At 56.8% G+C, this 21,183-nt stretch carries 10 protein-coding genes and 2 pseudogenes; 9 read left to right on the forward strand and 3 right to left on the reverse strand.

Annotation, left to right across the window (positions count from 1 at the left end; genetic code table 11):
* Positions 1-383 precede the first annotated feature (383 nt).
* The 5 genes from O1V66_RS21205 (at position 384) to O1V66_RS21225 (ending at position 6,236) form a co-directional block, all read left to right on the forward strand.
* The gene (locus O1V66_RS21205; RefSeq protein WP_045049518.1) at positions 384-1,067 is read left to right on the forward strand and encodes a nucleoside recognition domain-containing protein; all 684 of its coding nucleotides are present in this window, start codon (positions 384-386) and stop codon (positions 1,065-1,067) included.
* Entirely contained in the window at positions 1,060-1,527 is a 468-nt protein-coding gene (locus O1V66_RS21210; protein ID WP_045049517.1) for a YjiG family protein, read from the forward strand. The genes O1V66_RS21205 and O1V66_RS21210 overlap by 8 nt, the downstream gene beginning before the upstream one ends.
* A gap of 78 nt (positions 1,528-1,605) precedes the next feature.
* The gene (locus tag O1V66_RS21215; protein ID WP_045049516.1) at positions 1,606-2,709 is read left to right on the forward strand and encodes a M20 peptidase aminoacylase family protein; all 1,104 of its coding nucleotides are present in this window, start codon (positions 1,606-1,608) and stop codon (positions 2,707-2,709) included.
* Between the two features lie 378 nt (positions 2,710-3,087).
* A complete protein-coding gene (locus tag O1V66_RS21220; RefSeq protein WP_269128001.1) occupies positions 3,088-5,154 on the forward strand; it encodes a TonB-dependent receptor in 2,067 nt (688 codons plus the stop codon).
* A gap of 44 nt (positions 5,155-5,198) precedes the next feature.
* Positions 5,199-6,236, forward strand: coding sequence for an ABC transporter substrate-binding protein (locus tag O1V66_RS21225; RefSeq protein ID WP_082051065.1), 1,038 nt, complete (start codon positions 5,199-5,201; stop codon positions 6,234-6,236).
* A 17-nt stretch (positions 6,237-6,253) separates the two neighbouring features.
* Here the strand turns inward: O1V66_RS21225 and O1V66_RS21230 are convergent, their stop codons facing one another.
* Positions 6,254-7,093 carry a gamma-glutamyl-gamma-aminobutyrate hydrolase family protein gene (locus O1V66_RS21230; RefSeq protein WP_045049514.1) on the reverse strand — a complete coding sequence of 280 codons (840 nt, stop codon included), beginning with the start codon at positions 7,091-7,093 and terminating at the stop codon, positions 6,254-6,256.
* A 409-nt stretch (positions 7,094-7,502) separates the two neighbouring features.
* Here O1V66_RS21230 and O1V66_RS21235 point away from each other — a divergent pair, with 409 nt between their 5' ends.
* The 4 genes and pseudogenes from O1V66_RS21235 to O1V66_RS21250 all read left to right on the forward strand — a co-directional run bounded on the left by O1V66_RS21235 (position 7,503) and on the right by O1V66_RS21250 (position 16,551).
* A complete protein-coding gene (locus O1V66_RS21235; protein WP_045049601.1) occupies positions 7,503-8,804 on the forward strand; it encodes an MdtA/MuxA family multidrug efflux RND transporter periplasmic adaptor subunit in 1,302 nt (433 codons plus the stop codon).
* Positions 8,801-12,007 (forward strand): efflux RND transporter permease subunit, encoded by a 3,207-nt coding sequence (locus tag O1V66_RS21240; RefSeq protein WP_045049513.1) that lies wholly within the window; start codon positions 8,801-8,803, stop codon positions 12,005-12,007. The genes O1V66_RS21235 and O1V66_RS21240 overlap by 4 nt, the downstream gene beginning before the upstream one ends.
* Positions 12,004-15,129, forward strand: coding sequence for a multidrug efflux RND transporter permease subunit (locus O1V66_RS21245; RefSeq protein WP_045049512.1), 3,126 nt, complete (start codon positions 12,004-12,006; stop codon positions 15,127-15,129). Before O1V66_RS21240 ends, O1V66_RS21245 begins: the two co-directional genes overlap by 4 nt.
* Positions 15,130-15,157: 28 nt before the next feature.
* A pseudogene (locus O1V66_RS21250) lies at positions 15,158-16,551 on the forward strand (efflux transporter outer membrane subunit).
* Between the two features lie 75 nt (positions 16,552-16,626).
* Here O1V66_RS21250 and O1V66_RS21255 read toward each other — a convergent pair.
* Together O1V66_RS21255 and O1V66_RS21260 are read right to left on the reverse strand one after the other, a co-directional pair.
* Complete coding sequence (locus O1V66_RS21255) at positions 16,627-18,039, reverse strand: efflux transporter outer membrane subunit (RefSeq protein WP_045049510.1); 1,413 nt, start codon at positions 18,037-18,039, stop codon at positions 16,627-16,629.
* Positions 18,032-21,182: pseudogene (locus O1V66_RS21260) on the reverse strand (efflux RND transporter permease subunit). The gene O1V66_RS21255 and the pseudogene O1V66_RS21260 overlap by 8 nt, the downstream one beginning before the upstream one ends.
* Between the last annotated feature and the right edge of the window lies 1 nt (position 21,183).

A 21,183-nucleotide genomic window follows, 5' to 3' on the forward strand; every position in this document is an offset into this window, starting at 1 on the left:
GGGCCTCATTTTGGTGCACGGTCTTCCAAATGGGTGCAAGGTATTCGGCGCGTAATGTAAGAAATAGCCAGAAAACACCTGTCCGTTCTTATTTTAATAAGAGCGGATTTTTCGCGTCTCCATTATTTCCCTCTCTGTTGTTAATTTAGGCAATATCGCCTTTTTCAGCCTGCAAACTCGCCAATAATAAAAAAACATCCCGCTTTCGCCTTTTGGCATGAATTATGCCTATCTGTTGTTAGTAATAAAACGAGGGGTCGACACCCTAATACCTTTGGCTGCGTGTACGGTTAATAAATTGTTATAAATCGTCTTGATGCCAACGATTAAAAAACACCAGCAGTAGTTCTTATTTTCAAAAAACATCAGAGAAGGTAGGCAATATGAGTGACAGCAGAGTTTCTGAAGAAAAACCGGTCGAGCAGGCCGAAGAGTGGAGGGTCGGGACAGGGGCCTATGTTGCGTTAATCGCGGTTATTTTGCTGTTCTCCGGCGCATTTTTGAAAGTCGACGGAATGGCATGGCTGGGCGCGTTCGACTTCACCACGTTGGGCGGATCCTTTGGCACCATGAAAGATCCGGCCGCCAATACTTTTGTCGGCGCTGGCGGATTAAGTGCGAAAGCCGGATTCCTGTTCGCGCTGTCGCTGGTACCGACTGTGATGCTGGCACTCGGCATGCTCGAGATCTTCACCCACTACGGCGCTATCCGCGCGGCGCATAAATTGCTGACGCCGTTACTTAAACCGATTCTCGGCATTCCGGGCCATACCGGTCTGGCGCTGATTACAGACTTGCAAAGTACCGATGCGGGCGCGGCGCTGAGTAAAGAACTCTATGACACCAAACAGATAACCCGTAAAGACGTCGTCATTATGGGGGCCTGGCAATATTCCGGTGCCGGTCTGATTAATAACTATTTCTCGATTGGTTCGGCGATGTTTGCCTCATTGACGCTGCCGGTCATTATTCCGCTGCTGGTCATGTTTGTAATGAAATTTGTGGGGGCGGTATTTGTTCGCTTCGCCCTGAACACTGTCTATAAAAGAGATTTCGACAATGAGTAATATTGCCAAGGCTACCAATAATCCCTTTGATATTTTCGTTATCGGCGCGCGTAAAGGTTTTAATATCGCGATTAATAACCTGATGCCCAATGTGGTCATGGCTTACGTCATTTCGGAGATCCTGAACCTGCTGGGCGTGATGAATTTCCTGGGCCACGCCTTTGCACCATTAATGGGCTTGCTGGGTTTGCCGGGCGAAGCGGTCACTGTATTGCTGACCGCCTGGCTCTCTTCATCGGCAGGAACCGGCGTCGCAATAAGCCTGTTGACCAAGGGCACGCTGGATCCGGCGCAAATAACCATTCTGGCCCCGGCCATTTTCCTGATGGGCGCGCAGTTGCAGTACATGGGGCGTCTGCTGGGCGTGGCGGATGTGCCGAAAAAATATTGGCCGCTGCTGATGCTGACCAGCATCCTGAACTCGATTATCGCCATGATTATTATGCGCGTTATCTCCTGACAGGGCATTTCCACCAACTTGCCAGCAAGAGATTCATTCAAATAACGCGATTAAGACAAAATTTAACGGGAGTCATTTGTGTCTAACACACTGGAACATTTTCACTATCTGCATCAGATCCCTGAACTGGGCTTTATGGAGTTCAAGACCTCGGCTTATCTTGCCGAAGCGCTGGAAAACGCCGGTTACAAGGTGACGCGCAACATTAACGGCACCACCGGTATTGTTGCCGAACTGGATAGCGGTAAACCGGGCCCGGTCATGGCACTGCGCGCCGATATGGACGCGCTGGGCCATATTATCGAGGGGCAGCTCGAGGCGCGTCATACCTGCGGTCACGATGGCCACTCTTCCGTAGTGCTCGCCACGGCGCAGGAAGTTATCAAGGAAGGCATCGTCAGAAAAGGCCGCCTGAAAATCCTGTTCCAGCCGGCCGAAGAGCTGGGAACCGGCGCGCTGGCGATGGTAGAAGGCGGCGCGCTGGATGACGTCGACATGCTGCTCGGTTTTCACGTGCGCCCGCTGGAAGAGTGTCCGATGGGGCAGGCGGTGCCGGCCATGCTGTATTCGGCCTGTGCAACCGTCGAAGCGACCATAACCGGATTGCCTGCGCACGCCGCGCGTCCGCATCTTGGCATTAACGCGCTGGACGCGGCCGTCGCGGCCGTGCAGGCGGTCAACAGCATTCATCTGGCGCCCAACCTGACCTGGAGTGTCAAGGCAACGCGTTTTCTGTGCGACGCGGGGGTGACCAACTCCGTGCCGGACATCGCTAAAGTCTGCTGGGACCTGCGCTCGCAGTACAATGAGCCGATGGATGAACTGAAAGCCAAAGTGCTCAAGGCTATCGAACACAGCGTGGCGGCACTCGGCGCTACGGCGCAAATCAGCGTACAGAAAGAGATGCCGGCCGCCATCGTCAGCGACGACGTGACGGCCATCATTGCGGAATCGATTGTCGAAGTGCTGGGCGAGCAAGGGCTGACCGAGCCGAAATTTACGCCGGGCAGCGAAGACTTTTTCCACTATCCACGTCAGCGTCCCGAGGTAAAAACCGGGTTCTGGGGGTTAGGGGCGAATCTGACGCCGGGCCTGCATCATCCCGACATGCGTTTTGATCTCGAAGCATTGGAAATCGGCGTGCGCGTATTCAAGAACTGCGTTAAAAAAGTGCTGGGTTAATCTCTTTCACGGCCCCTTTTCGGGGCCATAAAACAGGAAAGTCTCTCACCGGCGCATCAATATGATTGCGCGGGTTTATGAATCAATTAAGTCATGCAGAAATAGAAAGGAGCGGAATAGTTAATGACCGAGATTAATTATCCCGCCAAACTCGGCGATGGACAGAATTAATAACAATTTTCGTTATATACACAAATATATATCGATGATAGCATCCAAAATCTGTTTAGTTTTCCCTCGCCAATTCATGCATTTTTGCCTGAGTGCCGCATTATGACGTCATTATTTTCTTTGCGAGGGGGAAGTCTTTAATAAAACGCCATAGATAAATATAAAATGCACAATAAAAAGCTTTTCACCTGCGCAGCATCCTTTTTGATGCTGTCGGCGCACGTCCGCGCCGATGACACCCTGGTTGTGAATGCGGCCACCCTTGATAATACTACCCAGGCCGAACCGGCTTCCCCCGACAAACAGGCGACATTGGGCAGTCTTGGCAGTCGAGCCATCGCCAATACCCCATATTCGGTCGAAGTATTGCCGCAATCACTCATTAAACGTCAGCAGCTGCAAAGCGTAACGGACCTCTATCGGTATTTGCCGTCGGTACAGGGTGACGGCGCGCGTCCGCAGTCGCGAGGCATGCAGGGCAGCGTAGTACAGAACTCGATGATCGACGGGTTGAACGTCGTGTCGACCACCGATTATCCCGCCGAGCAGTTTTCACAGATTGAAGTCCTGAACGGCTTGGCCGGTGCGCTTTATGGTCCTGCCAATCCGGCCGGTATTTTCAATTTTGTGTCGAAGCGCCCGACGGATACGCCACAGCACTCCGTCACCGTGGGAGCAGGCACAGGAACCGGCACATTGATTTCAACCGATCTCGGTGGGCCGCTGGACAGCGAAGATCGCGTGAAGTATCGGCTGAATCTGCTGGATGACGAGGGGCGCGGGTATGCCAGCGGCAGCACGCGCCGTCGTCAGTTGGCGAGTCTGGCGCTGGATTTCCAGCTGACCGACAAGCTGACCATGCAGACCAATTTCAGCTATTACCATTTCTATCAGAAAGGGTTGCCGGGTAAATTTGCGCTTGCCAGCGGCACGACGTTCCCGAGTGCTTTGAATGCCACCGACGGGCGCTACGGTCAGTATTACGCCGGTGACGATGACAGGACCACCACCGCCAGCGTGCATTTCAAATATGATTTCGACGGCAACTGGCTGGGTGAGTTCGGCTTCCTGCGCCAGATTGCCGACCGCGAATCCACGGCGGTCACCAACACGCTGACCAACAATGCGGGCGCTTACACTTCGACGGTGTCCAGCGCGACCGCCAGCCGTTTCACCATCAACAGTTATATGGCCAATCTGACCGGCCGAGTCGATACCGGCTGGTTGAGCCACTCTCTGTCGCTAGGCATGCGCGGGTTTGTGTGGAAAAACTACAATCCGGTAAACGGGGCGTCGCAAACCCTCGGCTCGGCCAATCTCGATAATACTCTGGCCTTTAATGAGCCGGATTACCCTGATTTTACCGATCGTTACCACTCGGCCAGCAGCACCCAGCAGGCATTTCTGGTAGGCGATACACTGACCTTCAGCCCTAAATGGAGCCTGTTGCTGGCCGGCAGCGAAAGCTTCCTGACCTCAAGCAACTACGGCAAAACCGGCGTGCGCAGCAGTGCATCGAACAACAGTGGATTCAGCGGCTCGGCCAGCCTGATGTACAAACCGGTAGAACCGCTGACGCTGTACACCACCTACGCCGACAGCCTGCAACAGGGCGATGTCGCCCCGAGCGGCAGCAACAATGCGGGGGCCATCCTCTCGCCGTATCGCAGCAAGCAGGTCGAAGTGGGCAGCAAGCTGGTAGTCGGCAAAACGCTGCTGACGGCGGCGCTGTTCCAGATTGAACGCCCGTATGCCTACACGCTGAGCAACGGCGATTATGCGGTCGACGGCACGCAGCGCAACCGCGGTCTGGAGCTGTTGGCCGACGGCGACCTGCGCTCCGATCTGCATGTTTTCGGCGGGGTGACCTGGCTTGATCCGCGTCTGCGCGACACGGGCAGCAGCAGCACCGAAGACAAGCAGGTCGTCGGCCTGCCGCGTGTGACCAGTAATCTGCTGGTGGTCTATGATTTACCCTTCGTGCAGGGCATGGACGTCAGCGGCAGTGCGCATTATGTGGGCCGTCGCGCCACGGATAACGCCAATGGCAGCTGGGTCGGCAGTTATGCCACCTTCGATGTGGGCACAGGCTATCGCACGCGCCTGTTTGGCACGGGGACCACGTTCCGGCTGGATGTCACCAACCTGACCAATCGCCATTACTGGACCAACATCGTGCCGGGCGGACTAAACGGTTACACCGGCGCGGGTTACGCTAGCGCCTCGCTCGGCGCACCGCGCATGGCGCAGCTTTCAATGCAGGTTGATTTCTAGGGGCGGGCAATGTTGCCGCAGCCTACGTCATTTCGGAGAAGCTTATGAAAGGCAGTGCAAATCGGTTATCTACTCTGCTGGCGGCGGTTGCGCTGCTGCTGACTCCGTTGCAGGCGGCGTTTGCCCAGCGGCAGGTCGTCGACACGGCCGGGACGCCAGTCAGCGTGCCGGACAAGGTCGAGCGCATCGCCGACGCCTGGTATGCGCACCACTCCTTGCTGATGACGTTGGGCGCGGGGGACAAGATTATCGCCACGGTCAATCATGCGCAGGATCGCCCGTGGATGTTCTTGATTCAGCCCTCATTGAATAAGGCATTGAGCGTGCACGGTACGACGTTTAATCCCGAAACCCTGCTGGCGGAAAAAACCGATGTGGTGTTTGCCGCGCAGGGGAACGGCGATGTGCCTGCCTATCGACAGGCGCATTTGCCGACCGTCGAGGTGCAATTTACCGATTTCACGTCGATGAAACAGGTGCTGCTGACCACCGCCGCCGTGCTGGGCACGCCGCAGGCCGAACAACAGGCGCAGCGGTATAATCTGTATCTCGACAGCGAAGTCGCGGCCATTCAGGCGAAAACCGGCGCGCTTTCCGAAGCGCAGCGGCCGAGTGTGCTGCATATCGTCTCGCTGCATCCTCTGAAAATCGACGGCAGCGATACCTTGATAGACACCTGGATCCGCCTTGCCGGGGGCCGCAATGCGGCGGTGGGCGTGAAAGGAAACATGAAAGAGGTGTCGCCGGAGCAGGTGCTGGCATGGCAGCCCGACGTCATGATTATCGGCGCGGGAGCAGGGAAGATTGAAACCTCGGATTACGCCTCGCTGTTTCAGCCGCTGAAAGCCGTGCAGCAGCACAAGGTGTGGCAGAATCCATCGGGCGTATTTCCGTGGGACAGATACGGGACAGAGGCGGCATTGCAGATTCAGTGGGCGGCGAAACAGCTGCATCCGGAGCTGTTTGCGAACCTTAACATCGTTGCGGCGACGCAGGATTTCTATCGCCGTTTCTTTCATTATCCGCTGAGCGCCAGTCAGGCACAGCGGATTATTGCGGCGCTTCCTCCTGCGGCGAACTAGCGCCGCAGTGCAGCCGATTATTGATTGTTGGCGCTGTCGCCCGAGCGGTTGACGTGTGACTCGTTCATCGCTTTCGCCATGGCCTTGCCGGAAGAGCGGCGGGCATTTTTATAGTCATCGGCGGCTTCGACAAACGCTTTCAGCAGTTCGCGGTCCTGCGGATTCTGCAAATATTCCGGATGCCATTGCACGCCCATGCAGAAGTAATAGTCGTCGCACTCCAGCCCTTCAATCACGCCGTCGGGGGAGAGCGCATTGACACGACAGTTCTTGCCGACCGATTGCACGGCCTGATGATGCGAACTGTTGACCTCGTAGTTGCGAACACTCACTAACTTGCTAAGCTTTGTTCCGTCGAGGATCTCTACCGGATGACGCGCGCGTATCTTGCCACCGGCGTTTTCGGTATCGACCGTTGTGCTGTGTTCGAGCGCATGGGGTAGGGTGTCGGGAATATGCTGAATCAGCGTACCGCCCGTCAACACCGCCAGCAACTGTTCGCCGCCGCAGATGCCCAGCAGCGGCATGTCGCGAAGCATGGCACCCTTGACGATTTCCGTTTCGAATTCAGTACGGCCGGGTTTGAGACGAACCTGGTCGCTGCTTTGCAGGGCGTTGAACATGGCAGGCGGCACGTCGAAGGCACCCCCGGTAACGATGATGCCGTCGCACAGAGACAGAAACTCGTTGGACAGTTCGCCGTGATGCGGTAACGCCAGCGGCACTGCGCCCAGTTCCACAAGGCTGCTCATATAGTTTTGTCGCAGCGCATACCACGGGCTGTCGGAATAACCGCCGGGTTCTTCGCTGTCTAACGTCACGCCGATGACCGGCCTTGAGTGAGGCGTAATGCTCATAGGGACTCGCTTTTTCCTTTTTAAAAGCCCGGGAATGGCGTCTAGTGCGCCACGCTTTGCTTTAAAAATATTCAATACCTTAAGATATCAAGGTCACTGTAAACGGAAAAGTTAATTATTGCCTATTCATCATACTATTTTACAGGCGCTGGGTATGCCTCTCACGATTGCTCTTTATATAGGTAGACCGCCCATTGAGATAATAGAGAGGTAGCACAGGATAGACTCTGTGTTTATTGAATATACGTAAATTTTTAGACTTTAAGAATCATTTTTACATGATCGATTACATAATCTTTACGTTGCCCTAAAAACAGTCTACCTGTAAATTCTGGATAATGAACGCTTCTGGTTGAACGACCATTTTCAGCTGTTTTCTTCCCATCACTCGTGCGAATTTAAGAAATTTATGCTGCCAACTGCCTCATCCCGCTCCAAAAGCCGCAAAACCTTGTGGATCATTCTTGCTGTCATCGTTTTGGCGATTGCAGCATGGTTCTTCTTCTTTCATAAGAGTACCCCCTCAAACGGCGCGCCTGCGGGCAACGAACGTCACCGCGGCGGTATGCGGGGTGGCATGAGAGGCGGTATGCCGGGTATGGTAGGCGGCGCGACGCCGGTGCAGGCGGGCGTGGCCGAACAGGCCAATGTGCCGGTTTATCTGCGCGCATTGGGAACGGTTATCCCGAATGCCTCTGTCACCGTGACCAGCCGCGTTGACGGCCAGCTGATGAAAGTGTATTTCACCGAAGGGCAGAAAGTCGAAGCCGGACAACTGCTGGCACAGATTGACCCACGCAGCTACCAGGCGACGCTTGAGCAGTATCAGGGCGAACTGGCGCAGAATCAGGCGCTGGAAAAAAGCGCGCAGCTGACGTTGGCGCGTTACCGTAAACTCTATGCGCAGGACTCGCTGGCCCGTCAGGATCTCGAAAGCCAGATTGCGACCGCCGGTCAATATAGCGGTGCCGTAAAGGCCGATCAGGCCCAGATTGCCGCCGCGAAACTGAACCTGCAGTTTGCGCGTATCACCGCGCCGATTAGCGGTCACGTAGGTCTGCGTCTGGTCGACCCGGGCAATATGGTCACCACCAGCGACACCTCCGGTATCGTGACCATTACGCAAACTCAGCCGATTGCCGTCACCTTCAGCGTGCCGCAAAGCAATCTGCAAACCATCATGAAATCCCTGCGCAACGGTCAGTCTCTGCCGACCACGGCCTTCGACCAGAACGGCAGCAACGTGCTGGCGCAGGGCAAGCTCCAGTTTATGAGCAATGAAATCGACAGCACTACCGGCAGCGTTAAACTTAAAGCCGTGTTTGACAACGCGGACGACGCGCTCTATCCCAATCAGTTTGTGAATGCTCGCTTACAGGTTGGCACGCTGGACAACGCGACCGTCATCCCTTCTGCGGCGCTGCAACTGAGTTCTGACGGCGACTTTGTGTATGTCATCCAGAAAGACGGCTCCGTGAAACGTCAGGCGGTGAAATCGGGGCCTGCCTATGGCGATGACAAGGTCGCGCTGCTGTCGGGCATTGCGCCGGGCGATCAGGTGGTAACTACCGGTATCGATCGTCTGAACGATGGCACCAAAGTGCAGGTCGTGACGGCGGAAAGCGCAGCGGCTTCCGCAGCAGGTCAGGAGCAGCCCGATAAAACCGGCGTAGACAAAGCGACCACCGGCAAAGACAGCGGGACGAAATGAATCCATCACGCCTATTCATCCTGAGGCCGGTCGCCACGATTTTGCTGATGGTGGCCGTGCTGCTGTCGGGGATCTTTGCCTACAATATGCTCTCGACTTCGGCGCTGCCGCAGGTCGATTATCCGACCATTCAGGTCACGACGCTCTATCCGGGCGCGAGTCCCGACGTCATGGCGTCGGGCGTTACGGCCCCGCTTGAACGGCAGTTGGGCCAGATGGCCGGCCTGAGTCAGATGTACTCGACCAGCTCCACCGGCTCGTCGATCATCACCCTGAAATTCTCGCTGGATTTGTCGCTCGATGTCGCCGAGCAGGAAGTGCAGGCCGCAATCAATGCCGCCGACAGCCTGTTGCCGAGCGATCTGCCCAATCCGCCGACCTATAAAAAGGTTAACCCGGCCGACAGCGCCGTGATTACGCTGGCAGTCACTTCCGATTCACTGCCGCTGACCAGGGTACAGGATTTGGTCAATACCCGCGTGGCGCTGAAACTGTCGCAGATTTCGGGCGTGGGTCTGGTGACGCTGGCCGGGGGACATCAGCCTGCGGTGCGCGTACAGGTGAATCCGCGCGCGCTGGCGTCGCATAACCTGACGCTGGAAGACATCAATACCCTTATCGGCAACAGCAACGTCAACGGCTCGAAAGGCGGCTTCGACGGCAAGCATCACTCGATTACCATCGACGCCAACGACCAGCTGCGCACGGCCGAAGAGTACGGTAACCTGATTGTGACTTACAGCAACGGGGCCGCACTGCGTCTGAAAGATATCGCGACCCTGAGCGAAGCGCCGGAAAACGAGTATCTGTCGGCGTGGGCGAACAACAAGCCTGCCATCATCATCAACGTTCAGCGCCAGCCCGGTGCCAACGTGATTTCGGTGGTGGACGACATCAAGGCGCAGCTGCCGAAGTTGCAGGCCGCGCTGCCGGATTCCATCAAGGTTTCCATTCTCTCCGACCGTACCCAGACTATCCGTGCTTCTATCAGCGATGTGCAGTTTGAACTGCTGCTGTCGATAGCGCTGGTGGTGATGGTGACCTTCCTGTTCCTGCGCAATATCGCGGCGACGCTTATCCCGAGCGTGGCTGTACCGCTGTCGCTGGTAGGCACCTTCGGCGTGATGTACCTGTGCGGTTTCAGCCTTAACAACCTGTCGCTGATGGCGCTGACTATCGCCACCGGCTTTGTTATCGATGACGCCATTGTGGTAGTCGAGAACATTTCGCGGCGACTGGAAGAGGGCGAAACGCCGATGCAGGCAGCGCTGAACGGGTCGAAACAGATTGCGTTCACCATCATCTCGCTGACCTTCTCGCTGATTGCCGTGCTTATTCCGCTGCTGTTCATGGGCGATGTGGTCGGGCGGCTGTTCCGCGAATTCGCCATTACGCTTGCGGTATCGATCATCGTGTCGATGCTGGTTTCGCTGACACTCACGCCGATGCTGTGCGCCTATTTGCTGCGCCATATTCCGGAAGAGAAGCAGAGCCGTTTCTATCGCAAGGGCGGCCAGGTCTTCGACAGGCTTATTGCCGGTTACGACCGCATGCTGACGGTGGTGCTGAATCATCAGCGGCTGACGCTGCTGGTGGCGCTGGCCACGCTGGTCTTTACGGGTCTGCTTTATCTGATGGTGCCGAAAGGGTTCTTCCCGTCGCAGGATACCGGCATGGTGCAGGGTATCACCATGGCCTCGCAGGACGTTTCGTTTAGCGAAATGGGACGCCGACAGCAGGCGCTTGCCGATGTTATCCTCAAGGACAAAGACGTTGAAAGCGTGGCCTCGACCATTGGCGTCGACGGCAACAATACCAGCCTCAACAGTGGCCGCCTGCAGATAAACCTCAAGTCTATCGATGAACGTGACGATCGCGCGCCTGCGGTCATTGCCCGTCTGAAGCAGGAGACGGCGTCGGTTGCCGGTATTCAGCTTTACATGCAGGCTTCGCAGGATTTGACCGTCGACGATCAGGTTACACCGAGCCAGTACCAGTTCACGCTGGACGATACCGACAGCACCAATCTGGTGAGCTGGACGCCGAAACTGCTGGCGAAACTGAGTCAGCAGCCGGAGTTCAACAGCGTGGTCAGCAACCTGCAACAGCAGGGGCAGGTGGCCTATGTCGAGCTGAATCGCGACGCCGCCGCGCGTTACGGCATTACGGCTTCCGACGTCGATACTGCGCTGTACAACGCCTTCGGGCAGCGTCTGGTGTCGACCATTTTTACCCAGGCGAACCAGTATCGCGTCGTGCTCGAGGTTGCGCCGCAGTATCAGCAGTCTCCGGCATCGTTTGATGATATTTATCTTGAGGGCACCAACACCTCGACGGATACGAGTGGGACCACCACATCGTCAAGCACCAGCACCAGCACCAGCAGCAGCTCAAGCAGCAGCAGTACTTCGTCGAGCACCAGCTCCACGACCTCGACCACGGGAATGGTCAAGCTGACCTCAATCGCCAGCATTCATATGCGCACCGGCGCGCTTTTGCAGGCGCGTTTGAACCAGCTTCCGGCGGTGACCGTTTCCTTTAATCTGAATGACGGATACTCCATCGAACAGGCGCAGGAAGCCATCAAGAACACCCGCGCCGAGATAGGGTTGCCGGAGAGCATTACGCTGCGTTATCAAGGAGCTGCGTCGTCATTTGAAAGCGCGACGGGCAATACGCTGTGGCTGATTCTGGCCGCCTTGCTGACCATGTATGTGGTGCTCGGCATTCTTTACGAAAGCTTTATTCACCCGGTGACGATTCTCTCCACGCTGCCGTCTGCGGCAGTGGGTGCACTGCTTTCGCTGCTGTTCAGCGGTACCGAGTTCAGCCTGATAGCGCTGATAGGCGTGATCCTGCTTATCGGTATCGTGAAGAAGAACGCCATCATGATGATCGACTTTGCGCTGGAGGCGGAACAGAAGCACCATATGTCGCCGCGCGATGCGATTCACCAGGCGTGTCTGCTGCGTTTTCGACCGATTCTGATGACGACGATGGCGGCGCTTATTGGGGCATTGCCGCTGATGCTGGCGAGCGGAAGCGGTGCCGAACTGCGCCAGCCGCTGGGGCTGGTTATCGTCGGCGGCCTGATTTTCAGTCAGATCCTGACGCTGTTCTCGACACCGGTGATTTATCTGATGTTTGACCGTATGGCGACTCGCTGGCGTCCGGCGCGTCGTAGGGTACAGGAACAGGAATGAATATTTCCCGCTTCTTTATATTCCGACCGGTTGCTACGCTGCTGCTGACCTCGGCTATCGTGCTGCTGGGGTTGCTGGGTTATAACCTGCTGCCGGTCGCTCCTTTGCCGCAGGTGGATTTCCCGACGGTGATGGTGTCGGCCAGCCTGCCGGGCGCAAGCCCCGAAACCATGGCCGCAACGGTCGCAACACCGCTCGAAAGGGCGATGGGCACCATTGCGGGTGTGAGTGAAATGACCTCGTCCAGCTCGCAAGGCTCGACGCGGATCATCTTGCAGTTCGACCTGAATCGCGATATCAACGGGGCCGCGCGCGACGTACAGGCGGCGATCAACGCCTCGCGATCGCTGTTGCCAAGCAGCATGCCGTCGCTGCCGACCTACCGCAAGGCCAACCCGTCGGATGCGCCGATTGTGATGCTGGCCCTGACCTCCGCGACGCGCAGCAACGGCGAACTGTATGACATTGCCTCCAGCCAGTTGCAGCAGAAAATTGCGCAGGTCAACGGCGTCGGTCAGGTATCGCTGACGGGCAGTGCGCTGCCGGGCGTGCGTATCGACCTGCGTCCGCAGGCCATCAGTTCCTACGGAATTTCGCTCGACACCATTCGCACGGCCATCGCCAACAGCACCACCAATCTGCCGAAAGGCGTGCTGCAAGGAAAAGATCAGTCGTGGATGGTTGAGGGCAACGGCCAGCAAAGTACCGCGGCGCAGTATCGCAAGCTGATCGTGACCTATAAAAATGGCAATGCCATTCGCCTGAGTGATATTGCCAACGTCTATGATTCGGTAGAAGACAAATACAACGTCGGCTATTACAACGGCACGCCGTCCGTGATGATCGCGGTGACGCGTCAGGCCGGTGCCAACATGCTCGACACCATCAGCGCTATCAAGGCCGCGTTGCCGTTGATGGAGAAAGAGCTGCCGGGCGATGTGACGCTCAATCTGGCGCTGGACCGTTCGCCGAACGTCTCCGCCTCGCTGCGCGATACCGAAACCACCCTGCTTGAAGCCACGCTGCTGGTTATCGCGGTAGTGTTTGTGTTCCTGCGCAATCTCCGCGCCGTGCTGATCCCTGCGCTGGCGCTGCCTGTCTCGTTAATCGGCACCTGTTCCATCATGTATCTGCTCGGCTACAGCCTCGACAACCTGTCGCTGATGGCGCTGATTATCGCCACCGGTTTTGTGGTCGATGACGCCATTGTGGTGCTGGAGAACATTACCCGACATATAGAAGAGGGGCTGAGTCCGGTGCGGGCGGCCATTCGCGGCGCGCAGGAGGTCGGGTTTACCGTGCTCTCGATGACGCTGTCACTGATTGCGGTGTTTATTCCGATCCTGCTGATGGGCAGCATTGTGGGACGTCTGTTCCGCGAGTTTGCCGTCACGCTGTCGATTTCGCTGCTGATTTCGATGCTGGTGTCACTCACGCTGACCCCGATGCTCTGCGCGCGCTTCCTGAAAAGAAAACCGCCGGTCGAGAAACGTCAGCCACGCATTTATCGCCTGATTGAAGGGTGGCTCAACCGCCTGCTACAGGCCTATTCCCGCGGGTTGAACTGGGTCATGCGCCATCAGCCGCTGACCATGTTCGGGCTGTTGCTGACGGTGGTGCTGAATTTCTATCTCTATACCGTGGTCGAGAAGGGCTTTTTCCCGGATCAGGACACCGGCATGCTGATGGGAATGCTGCGCGCAGACCAGAACACCTCATTCCAGTCGATTCAGCCGCAGATGATTAACTACGCCAAGATTATTCAGCGCGATCCGGATGTCTCGGCAGTGCTCAGCTCGGCGGGCAGCGGCGGTTTCGGCTCGCGCAATACCGCCATGTTCTTTGTACGCCTGAAAGATTTTGACAAGCGCAAGTCGACCGCCAATCAGGTGGCCAACCGCATTATGATGGAAACCGCCAAGCTGCCCGGTTCGCAGCTGTTTCTGATGGCGGCGCAGGATCTGCGCGTGGGTGGCCGCAGTGCCAATGCCCAGTATCAGTTCAGCCTGCAGGCGGATGACCTGTCGCTGCTGCGCGAGTGGGGGCCGAAGGTTAAAACGGCGCTCAGCGCATTGCCCGAGCTGACCGGCGTGGATTCCGACTCACAGACCGGCGGGCAGGAAGTGATGCTTAATATCGACCGCGACAAGGCGAGTCAGCTGGGGGTTGATGTCAAGACCATCGATGCGATGCTGAACAACGCCTTCAGTCAGCGGCAGGTCGCGACCATCTATAAAACCCTGAACCAGTATCATGTGGTGATGTATCTGACGCCCGATTTTACGAGCGACCCCGATGTGCTGAACCAGATGTATGTGGTCACTGACGAAGGCAAGCAGATCCCGCTGTCGGCGTTCACGACGTTCAGCAGTGCCAACGCGCCGCTGTCGGTCGCGCATCAGGGACAATCGGCGACGACCACCATCGCCTTCAATCTGGCCGACGGTCTGTCGCTGGAGCAGGGGCAGGCGGCGGTGAAGACGGCGATGGCTAAAATTGCGCTGCCAGACACCATTCAGACCAGTTATTCGGGGACGGCGCAGGCTTTCCAGGATCTGGCAAACCAGATGCCGTGGCTTATTCTCGCGGCGCTGGCGGCAGTCTATATCGTGCTAGGGATGCTGTATGAAAGTTACATTCACCCGCTGACGATTCTGTCGACCTTGCCGTCGGCCGGGCTTGGGGCATTGCTGCTGATGCTGATGACCAATACGCAGCTGACGGTGATTGCGCTGATAGGGATCCTGCTGCTGATAGGCATCGTGAAGAAGAACGCCATCATGATGATCGACTTTGCGCTGGATGCCGAACGCAGACTCGGGCTGACGCCGCAGCAGGCCATTGTTCAGGCCTGTCTGATGCGCTTCCGGCCCATCATGATGACCACGCTCGCGGCGTTCTTCGGTGCCTTGCCGCTGGCGCTGGGCAGCGGTGGCGACGCCGATCTGCGCAGTCCGCTCGGGCTGGCGATTGCCGGAGGACTGGCGTTGAGTCAGATCCTGACTCTGTTTACCACGCCCGTGGTGTATCTCTATATGGACAGAAGCAGCCGCGCGACCAAGCGACTGTGGGCGCGTATTCGTCCGCACCACACGCCAGCCGATGCGCAGGGTAATAAATAATATGACGTTCAATAAAGTGAAACCGGTAATGATTAAAGCAGGTTCAAGCGTATTCCGTCTGGCGCCGTTGGCGTGGGTAATGCTGGTGGTCGGTTGTTCTGTCGGCCCGGACTATCAACGTCCCGCCGTAACCATGCCGACCGCTTTCAAGGAGGCCAAAGGCTGGACAGCGGCCGCGCCGAAAGAGGCGCAGAGCAAGGGTGACTGGTGGTCGGTGTATCAGGATCCCCAACTTTCTGCGTTGATGAGTCAGGTGCAGATTTCCAACCAGAATGTGGCGCAATATGCGGCGCAGTATCGTCAGGCGCAGGCCTTGGTGACGCAGGCGCGTTCGCAGCAGTTCCGCAGGTCACGGCGACCGTGGACAGCACGCGCAGCGGCTCGGCGACTAGCACCAGCAATGCCCAGTCGGCCAGTCTTGGCGCGAGTTGGGAGCTTGATATCTGGGGCAAACTGCGTCGAACCACGGAAGAACAGCGTGCGAATGCGCAGTCCAGTGCGGCGGATTTAGCCAATGCGACGCTAAGTGCGCAGTCCGAACTGGCACAGGATTATTTCCAGCTGCGCGTCATGGATGCACGCATCGCGCTGTATCAGCGCAGTATCGACGCCTATCAGCGCTATCTGATCGTCATTCAGAATCAGTATCAGGGCGGAAATACGTCGCGTGCAACGCTTGCCCAGGCGCAGACGCAGCTTGAAACGACCCGCGCCTCGGCACTGGATTTGCAGTGGCAACGGGCGCAGCTTGAGCATGCGATAGCCATTCTTATCGGTAAACCACCGGCGCAGTTCAGCCTTGCGGCGGCCCCTATCAAGTTTACCGTGCCGTCGATTCCGGCAGGGTTGCCGTCGCAACTGTTGCAGCGACGTCCGGATATTGCCGCCGCAGAGCGCACGATGGCCGCAGCCAATGCCGCCGTTGGCGTCGCTACCGCCGCCTATTATCCTGATCTTACGCTGAGCGCTTCTGGCGGGTTCACCAGCACGGCGCTGCATAATCTGTTTTCACTGCCGAACCGCGTCTGGTCTCTCGGCCCCGAGCTAAGCCAGACGGTGCTGGACTTCGGCGCAACGCGCGGCAAGGTGGCGGAAGCCGAAGCCGCCTACGATGCGGATGTGGCCGCCTATCGTCAGGCGGTGCTGACGGCAATGGGCGAAGTCGAAGATTATCTGGTCGAGCTCAATACCCTCGACAGCGAAATGGTTGCGCAGCAAAATGCCGCGACGTCGGCGAAGGAGTCTGCGCGAGTGACGTTCAATCAGTATGAAGCCGGGATGATCGATTATCTGGATGTCGCCTCGACGGAAAACACCAGCCTCAGCCAGCAGCAGAACGTGTTGTCGTTGATGAGCACGCAGATGGTGACCAGCGTGAAACTTATCGCCGCCCTCGGCGGTGGCTGGCAGGCTCCGCAGTAATCCCTTTTGTGGCCTTGAAATAAAAAAAACGCCAGCAGATGCTGGCGTTTTTTATTGCTGACGTAAGCGGGGGGATTACTTCTTCCAGCCGCCGCCGAGGGCTTTGAACAGGGTGATATCCGAGTTCAGTTGCGCCAGTTTGGTGGAGATGAGCGTCTGCTGCGCAGAGTACAGTGAACGCTGGGCCACCAGCACGCTCAGGTAACTGTCTACGCCACCCTTGAAGCGCTGTTGCGACAGGTCGAAGTTACGCTGGTTCGCGTCATTCGCCTGTTGAACAGATTTCAACTGGTTGCCGTAGGTTGCCTGACCCGCCAATCCGTCGGACACTTCTTTAAAGGCCGTCTGAATCGCCTTCTCGTAGTTCGCAATCTCGATCTTCTTGCGCGTGTTGGCAATGTCCAGATTCGCACTGTTCACGCCGCCATCAAAGATAGGAATATTGATGGAAGGACCAAACGACCACGCACCGGTGCCGCCGTCAAACAGACGGCTCAGGCTGCCGCTTTCCGAACCGGCAGACCCGGTAAGGGTAATGCTCGGGAAGAAGGCCGCGCGTGCCGCGCCGATGTTGGCGTTAGCCGCTTTCAGCGTATGTTCTGCCGCGATGATGTCCGGACGACGCGTCAACAGGTCTGATGGCAGACCCGCCGGCGTTGCCGGGAAGTTCCAGTTGTTGTTCAGGCTGGCATTCTGCAGCAGATTCTGAGGAATTTGCGTGCCTACCAGCAAGGTCAGGGCATTGACGTCCTGACGAACCTGACGAGTGTACTGCGCGATATCGGCCTGTGCGCTGCGCACGGTGGTTTCGGCCTGCGCCAGATCCTGCGAATTGCTCACGCCCTGATCGTAGCTGCGTTTGGTCAGTTCATAAGAGTTGTTCTGGCTGTTGGCGGTATCGATAGCCAGTTTCAGCAGGTCGTTATCGGCGGCCAGACTCAGGTAACCTTCGGCAACCTGAGAGACCAGGCTAATCTGGGTCGCACGCTGCGTCGCTTCGGTCGCGAGATAGGTTTCGAGACCCTGATCGCGCAGACTGCGCACACGGCCGAACAGATCAAGCTCATAGGCGCTGACCCCGACACCCGCGCTGTACTGCTGATAGGTCACAGGACCGGTGCTTTGCGTCGAGTAGAGTCCGCCCGGCAGGTGGGTTGCGGTTTCGCCACCGGTCGCATTCAGCGTTGGCAGCAGGGCCGCGCGGTCAATCTGGAAGGTGGCCCGCGCCGTGTCGACATTTAATGCCGCGACCCGAAGGTCGCGGTTGTTTGCCAGAGCCAGGGTAATCACCTGTTTCATGTCAGGCTGATTAAAGAACTGACTCCAGCCGATATCCTGTACCTTGCCGGCATCAACGCCTTTGCTGGTGGTCCAGTCACTGGCAACCGGCAAGGCCGGTCGGTCGTATTTGGGCTCCATGGTACAGCCAGCCAATACAGTCAGTGTCAGCGCCGAGAAAAGAGGCAGCGCAAAACGTGGTTTATTCATGGTTCGAAACCTCAGTATCTAAATGCGGCTTATCTTGTTTTTTTGACTTACGGGTGAAGAGATTAACCACAACCACGTAGAACATAGGAACAAAGAAAATCGCCAGGAATGTTGCCGTAATCATCCCACCTACTACCGCAGTACCAATCGAGTGCTGGCTACCGGAACCGGCACCATGCGAAATGGTCAGCGGAATTACACCGAGGATAAACGCCATCGAGGTCATGATGATTGGCCTGATACGCAGTTTAGCCGCTTCGATTGCTGCTTCGGTGATCGACATTCCCTCTTTTTCGTGTAGTTCTTTGGCAAATTCGACAATCAGGATGGCGTTTTTGGCCGCCAGCCCCACCGTCGTCAACAGGCCTACCTGGAAGAAGACGTCGTTGGACAATCCACGGAGCAATACGGCACCGATAGTACCAATTATACCCAATGGAACAACCAGCATGACAGAGAATGGAATTGACCAACTCTCATATAGTGCTGCCAGACACAGGAATACCACGATGATAGACAGCGTATACAGGGCAGGGGTCTGCGAACCGGACTGCTGCTCTTCATACGACAGGCCGTGCCAGGCAATGTTGAAGCCCGGTGGCAGTTTCTTGGCAATTTCCTGCACCGCCGCCACGGCATCGCCGGAGCTGTAACCGGTAGACGGAGAACCCAGCACTTCCACGGAAGAGACGCCGTTGAAGCGCTCGAAACGAGGAGAGCCGTAAACCCATTTGCCGGTACCGAACGCCGACCACGGCACCATTTGACCGGCGCTGTTGCGGAAGTACCATTTGCCCAAATCTTCAGGCGTGACACGTGAAGCGGCACGACCTTGAATATAGACTTTTTTCACGCGGTCGTTGTACATGAACTGGTTGATGTACGACGAGCCCCAGACGGCGGACAGCGTGTTGTTGATGTCGCTCAGGCTCAGACCCAGGGCCTGCGCACGTTCGTCATCGATTTCAAGCTGATACTGCGGTTCATCTTCCATGCCGTTCGGACGTACCGCCATCAGGCGTTTGTCCTGCGATGCCATGCCGAGGAACTGGTTACGTGCCGCCATCAAGGCTGCGTGGCCCTGCGCGTTGGTATCCTGCAGATAGAAGTCGAAACCGGTGGCGTTACCCAGCTCAAGAACCGCAGGAGGAACGAAGGCAAACACCTGCGCGCCTTTAATGCCCGCAAAGTGACCCATCGCACGGCCTGCAATGGCCTGTACGCCGTTATCCTCGCCCGGACGCGCTTCCCAGTCTTTCAGGGAAACGAAGCCGATACCGACGTTCTGACCACGACCCGCAAAGCTGAAGCCGTTGGCGGTAAACACGGAATTGACGTTGGCTTTTTCGTTTTTCAGGAAGTATTCGCGAACCTGATCCAGCACTTCCTGCGTACGTTCCGCCGAGGCGTTGGCCGGCAATGTCGCCTGCACAAACAGGATGCCCTGGTCTTCGTCAGGCAGGAAGGTCGTCGGAACACGGGTAAACATGTAACCCATGGCGACCACAATCAGCAGATAAACCACCATGAACAGACGGCGACGGCTGATAACGCCCGCCACGCTTGAGGTGTATTTCGCTGCGCCCTTGTCGAAGTTACGGTTGAACCAACCCGCAAAGCCGGTGGTTTTCTTGTCGTCGTCGCTGTGCTTGATGATGGTCGCACACAGGGCAGGGGTGAAGATCAACGCCATCAGCACCGACAGCGCCATCGCGGAAACGATGGTTATCGAGAACTGGCGGTAGATAATCCCGGTTGAACCGGCGAAGAAGGCCATTGGAATCAAGACGGCAGACAGCACCAGTGCGATACCAAACAGCGCGCCCTGAATCTGTCCCATCGACTTGATGGTGGCTTCTTTCGGCGGCAGCTTTTCCTCATGCATGACACGTTCGACGTTCTCGACCACCACGATGGCGTCATCCACCAGCAGGCCGATGGCGAGCACCATCCCGAACATCGTCAGGGTGTTTATCGAGAATCCAAAGGCATTCAGCAGGCCGAAGGTCCCCAGCAGCACGACCGGCACAACCAGCGTGGTCACAAGCGTTGCGCGCAGGTTTTGCAGGAACAGCAGCATGACGAAGAACACCAGCACGATAGCTTCAATCAGGGTTTTCACCACTTCATGAATCGACGCGCTTACAACCGGTGAAGTCTGGTATGGATAGACTACTTCCACGCCTTCCGGCAGAGAAGATTTCAGTTTTTCGATGGTCGCTTTTACCGCGTTGGCGGTATCCAGCACGTTGGCACCGGTTGCCAGACGCAGGGCGATACCCGTGGACGGGCTGCCGTTGTAGGTCGTCGAAATCGAGTAGCTTTCCGGACCCAGATCGATGTTGGCCACGTCTTTCAGGCGAACCTGAGAACCGTCGCTGTTCACTTTCAGCAGCACATCCTGGAACTGTTTCACGCTGGTGAAACGCGTTTTACCAATGATGGTCGCATTGAGCTTGGAATCTTTAACCGTTGGCAGACCGCCGAGTGAACCGGAAGAAACCTGCACGTTTCTGTGCTTCGATGGCCGTCGTGACATCGCTCGGGATAAGCGAGTATTTGTACAGCTTGGACGGATCCAGCCAGATACGCATCGCGTATTCAGAACCGAATACCTGGAAGTCACCCACGCCCTTGGTACGCACGATAGGGTCTTCGAGCTTGGTGACCAGCAGGTTACCCAGGTCAGAGTTGCTCATCTTGCCGTTGGTTGACGCCAGACCGACTACCAGCATGAAGTTCTGCTGATATTTGGCGACGCGGATACCCTGATTCACCACCTCGGTAGGCAGCTGGGATTCGGCCAGAGAAACCTTGTTCTGTACCTGAACCTGCGCGATATCCGGATCGGTGCCCTGATTGAAGGTCACGATGATGGTGGCGCTGCCGTCGCTGTTACTTTGCGATTCGAGGTAGCGCAGGCCGTCAAGACCGTTCAACTGCTGTTCGATAACCTGAACCACGGTGTTCTGCGCAGTCTCGGCCGATGCACCCGGATAGGTGACGGTCACGGAAATCGCAGGTGGGGCGATGTTTGGATATTGGTTTACCGGCAATTTCATTATCGATAGCGCACCGGCTATCATAATGACAATTGCGACCACCCAGGCGAATATCGGGCGGTTAATAAAGAAAGTCGACATC

The sequence above is a fragment of the Rouxiella chamberiensis genome, from assembly GCF_026967475.1.
Taxonomy (GTDB): domain Bacteria; phylum Pseudomonadota; class Gammaproteobacteria; order Enterobacterales; family Enterobacteriaceae; genus Rouxiella; species Rouxiella chamberiensis.

Coding starts and splice junctions, on each gene's coding strand:
- O1V66_RS21225 (WP_082051065.1), top strand. CDS start 5,199: ATGAAAGGCAGTGCAAATCGGTTATCTACTCTGCTGGCGGCGGTTGCG.
- O1V66_RS21220 (WP_269128001.1), top strand. CDS start 3,088: ATGCTGTCGGCGCACGTCCGCGCCGATGACACCCTGGTTGTGAATGCG.
- O1V66_RS21240 (WP_045049513.1), top strand. CDS start 8,801: ATGAATCCATCACGCCTATTCATCCTGAGGCCGGTCGCCACGATTTTG.
- O1V66_RS21210 (WP_045049517.1), top strand. CDS start 1,060: ATGAGTAATATTGCCAAGGCTACCAATAATCCCTTTGATATTTTCGTT.
- O1V66_RS21255 (WP_045049510.1), bottom strand. CDS start 18,039: ATGAATAAACCACGTTTTGCGCTGCCTCTTTTCTCGGCGCTGACACTG.
- O1V66_RS21230 (WP_045049514.1), bottom strand. CDS start 7,093: ATGAGCATTACGCCTCACTCAAGGCCGGTCATCGGCGTGACGTTAGAC.
- O1V66_RS21205 (WP_045049518.1), top strand. CDS start 384: ATGAGTGACAGCAGAGTTTCTGAAGAAAAACCGGTCGAGCAGGCCGAA.
- O1V66_RS21245 (WP_045049512.1), top strand. CDS start 12,004: ATGAATATTTCCCGCTTCTTTATATTCCGACCGGTTGCTACGCTGCTG.
- O1V66_RS21235 (WP_045049601.1), top strand. CDS start 7,503: ATGCTGCCAACTGCCTCATCCCGCTCCAAAAGCCGCAAAACCTTGTGG.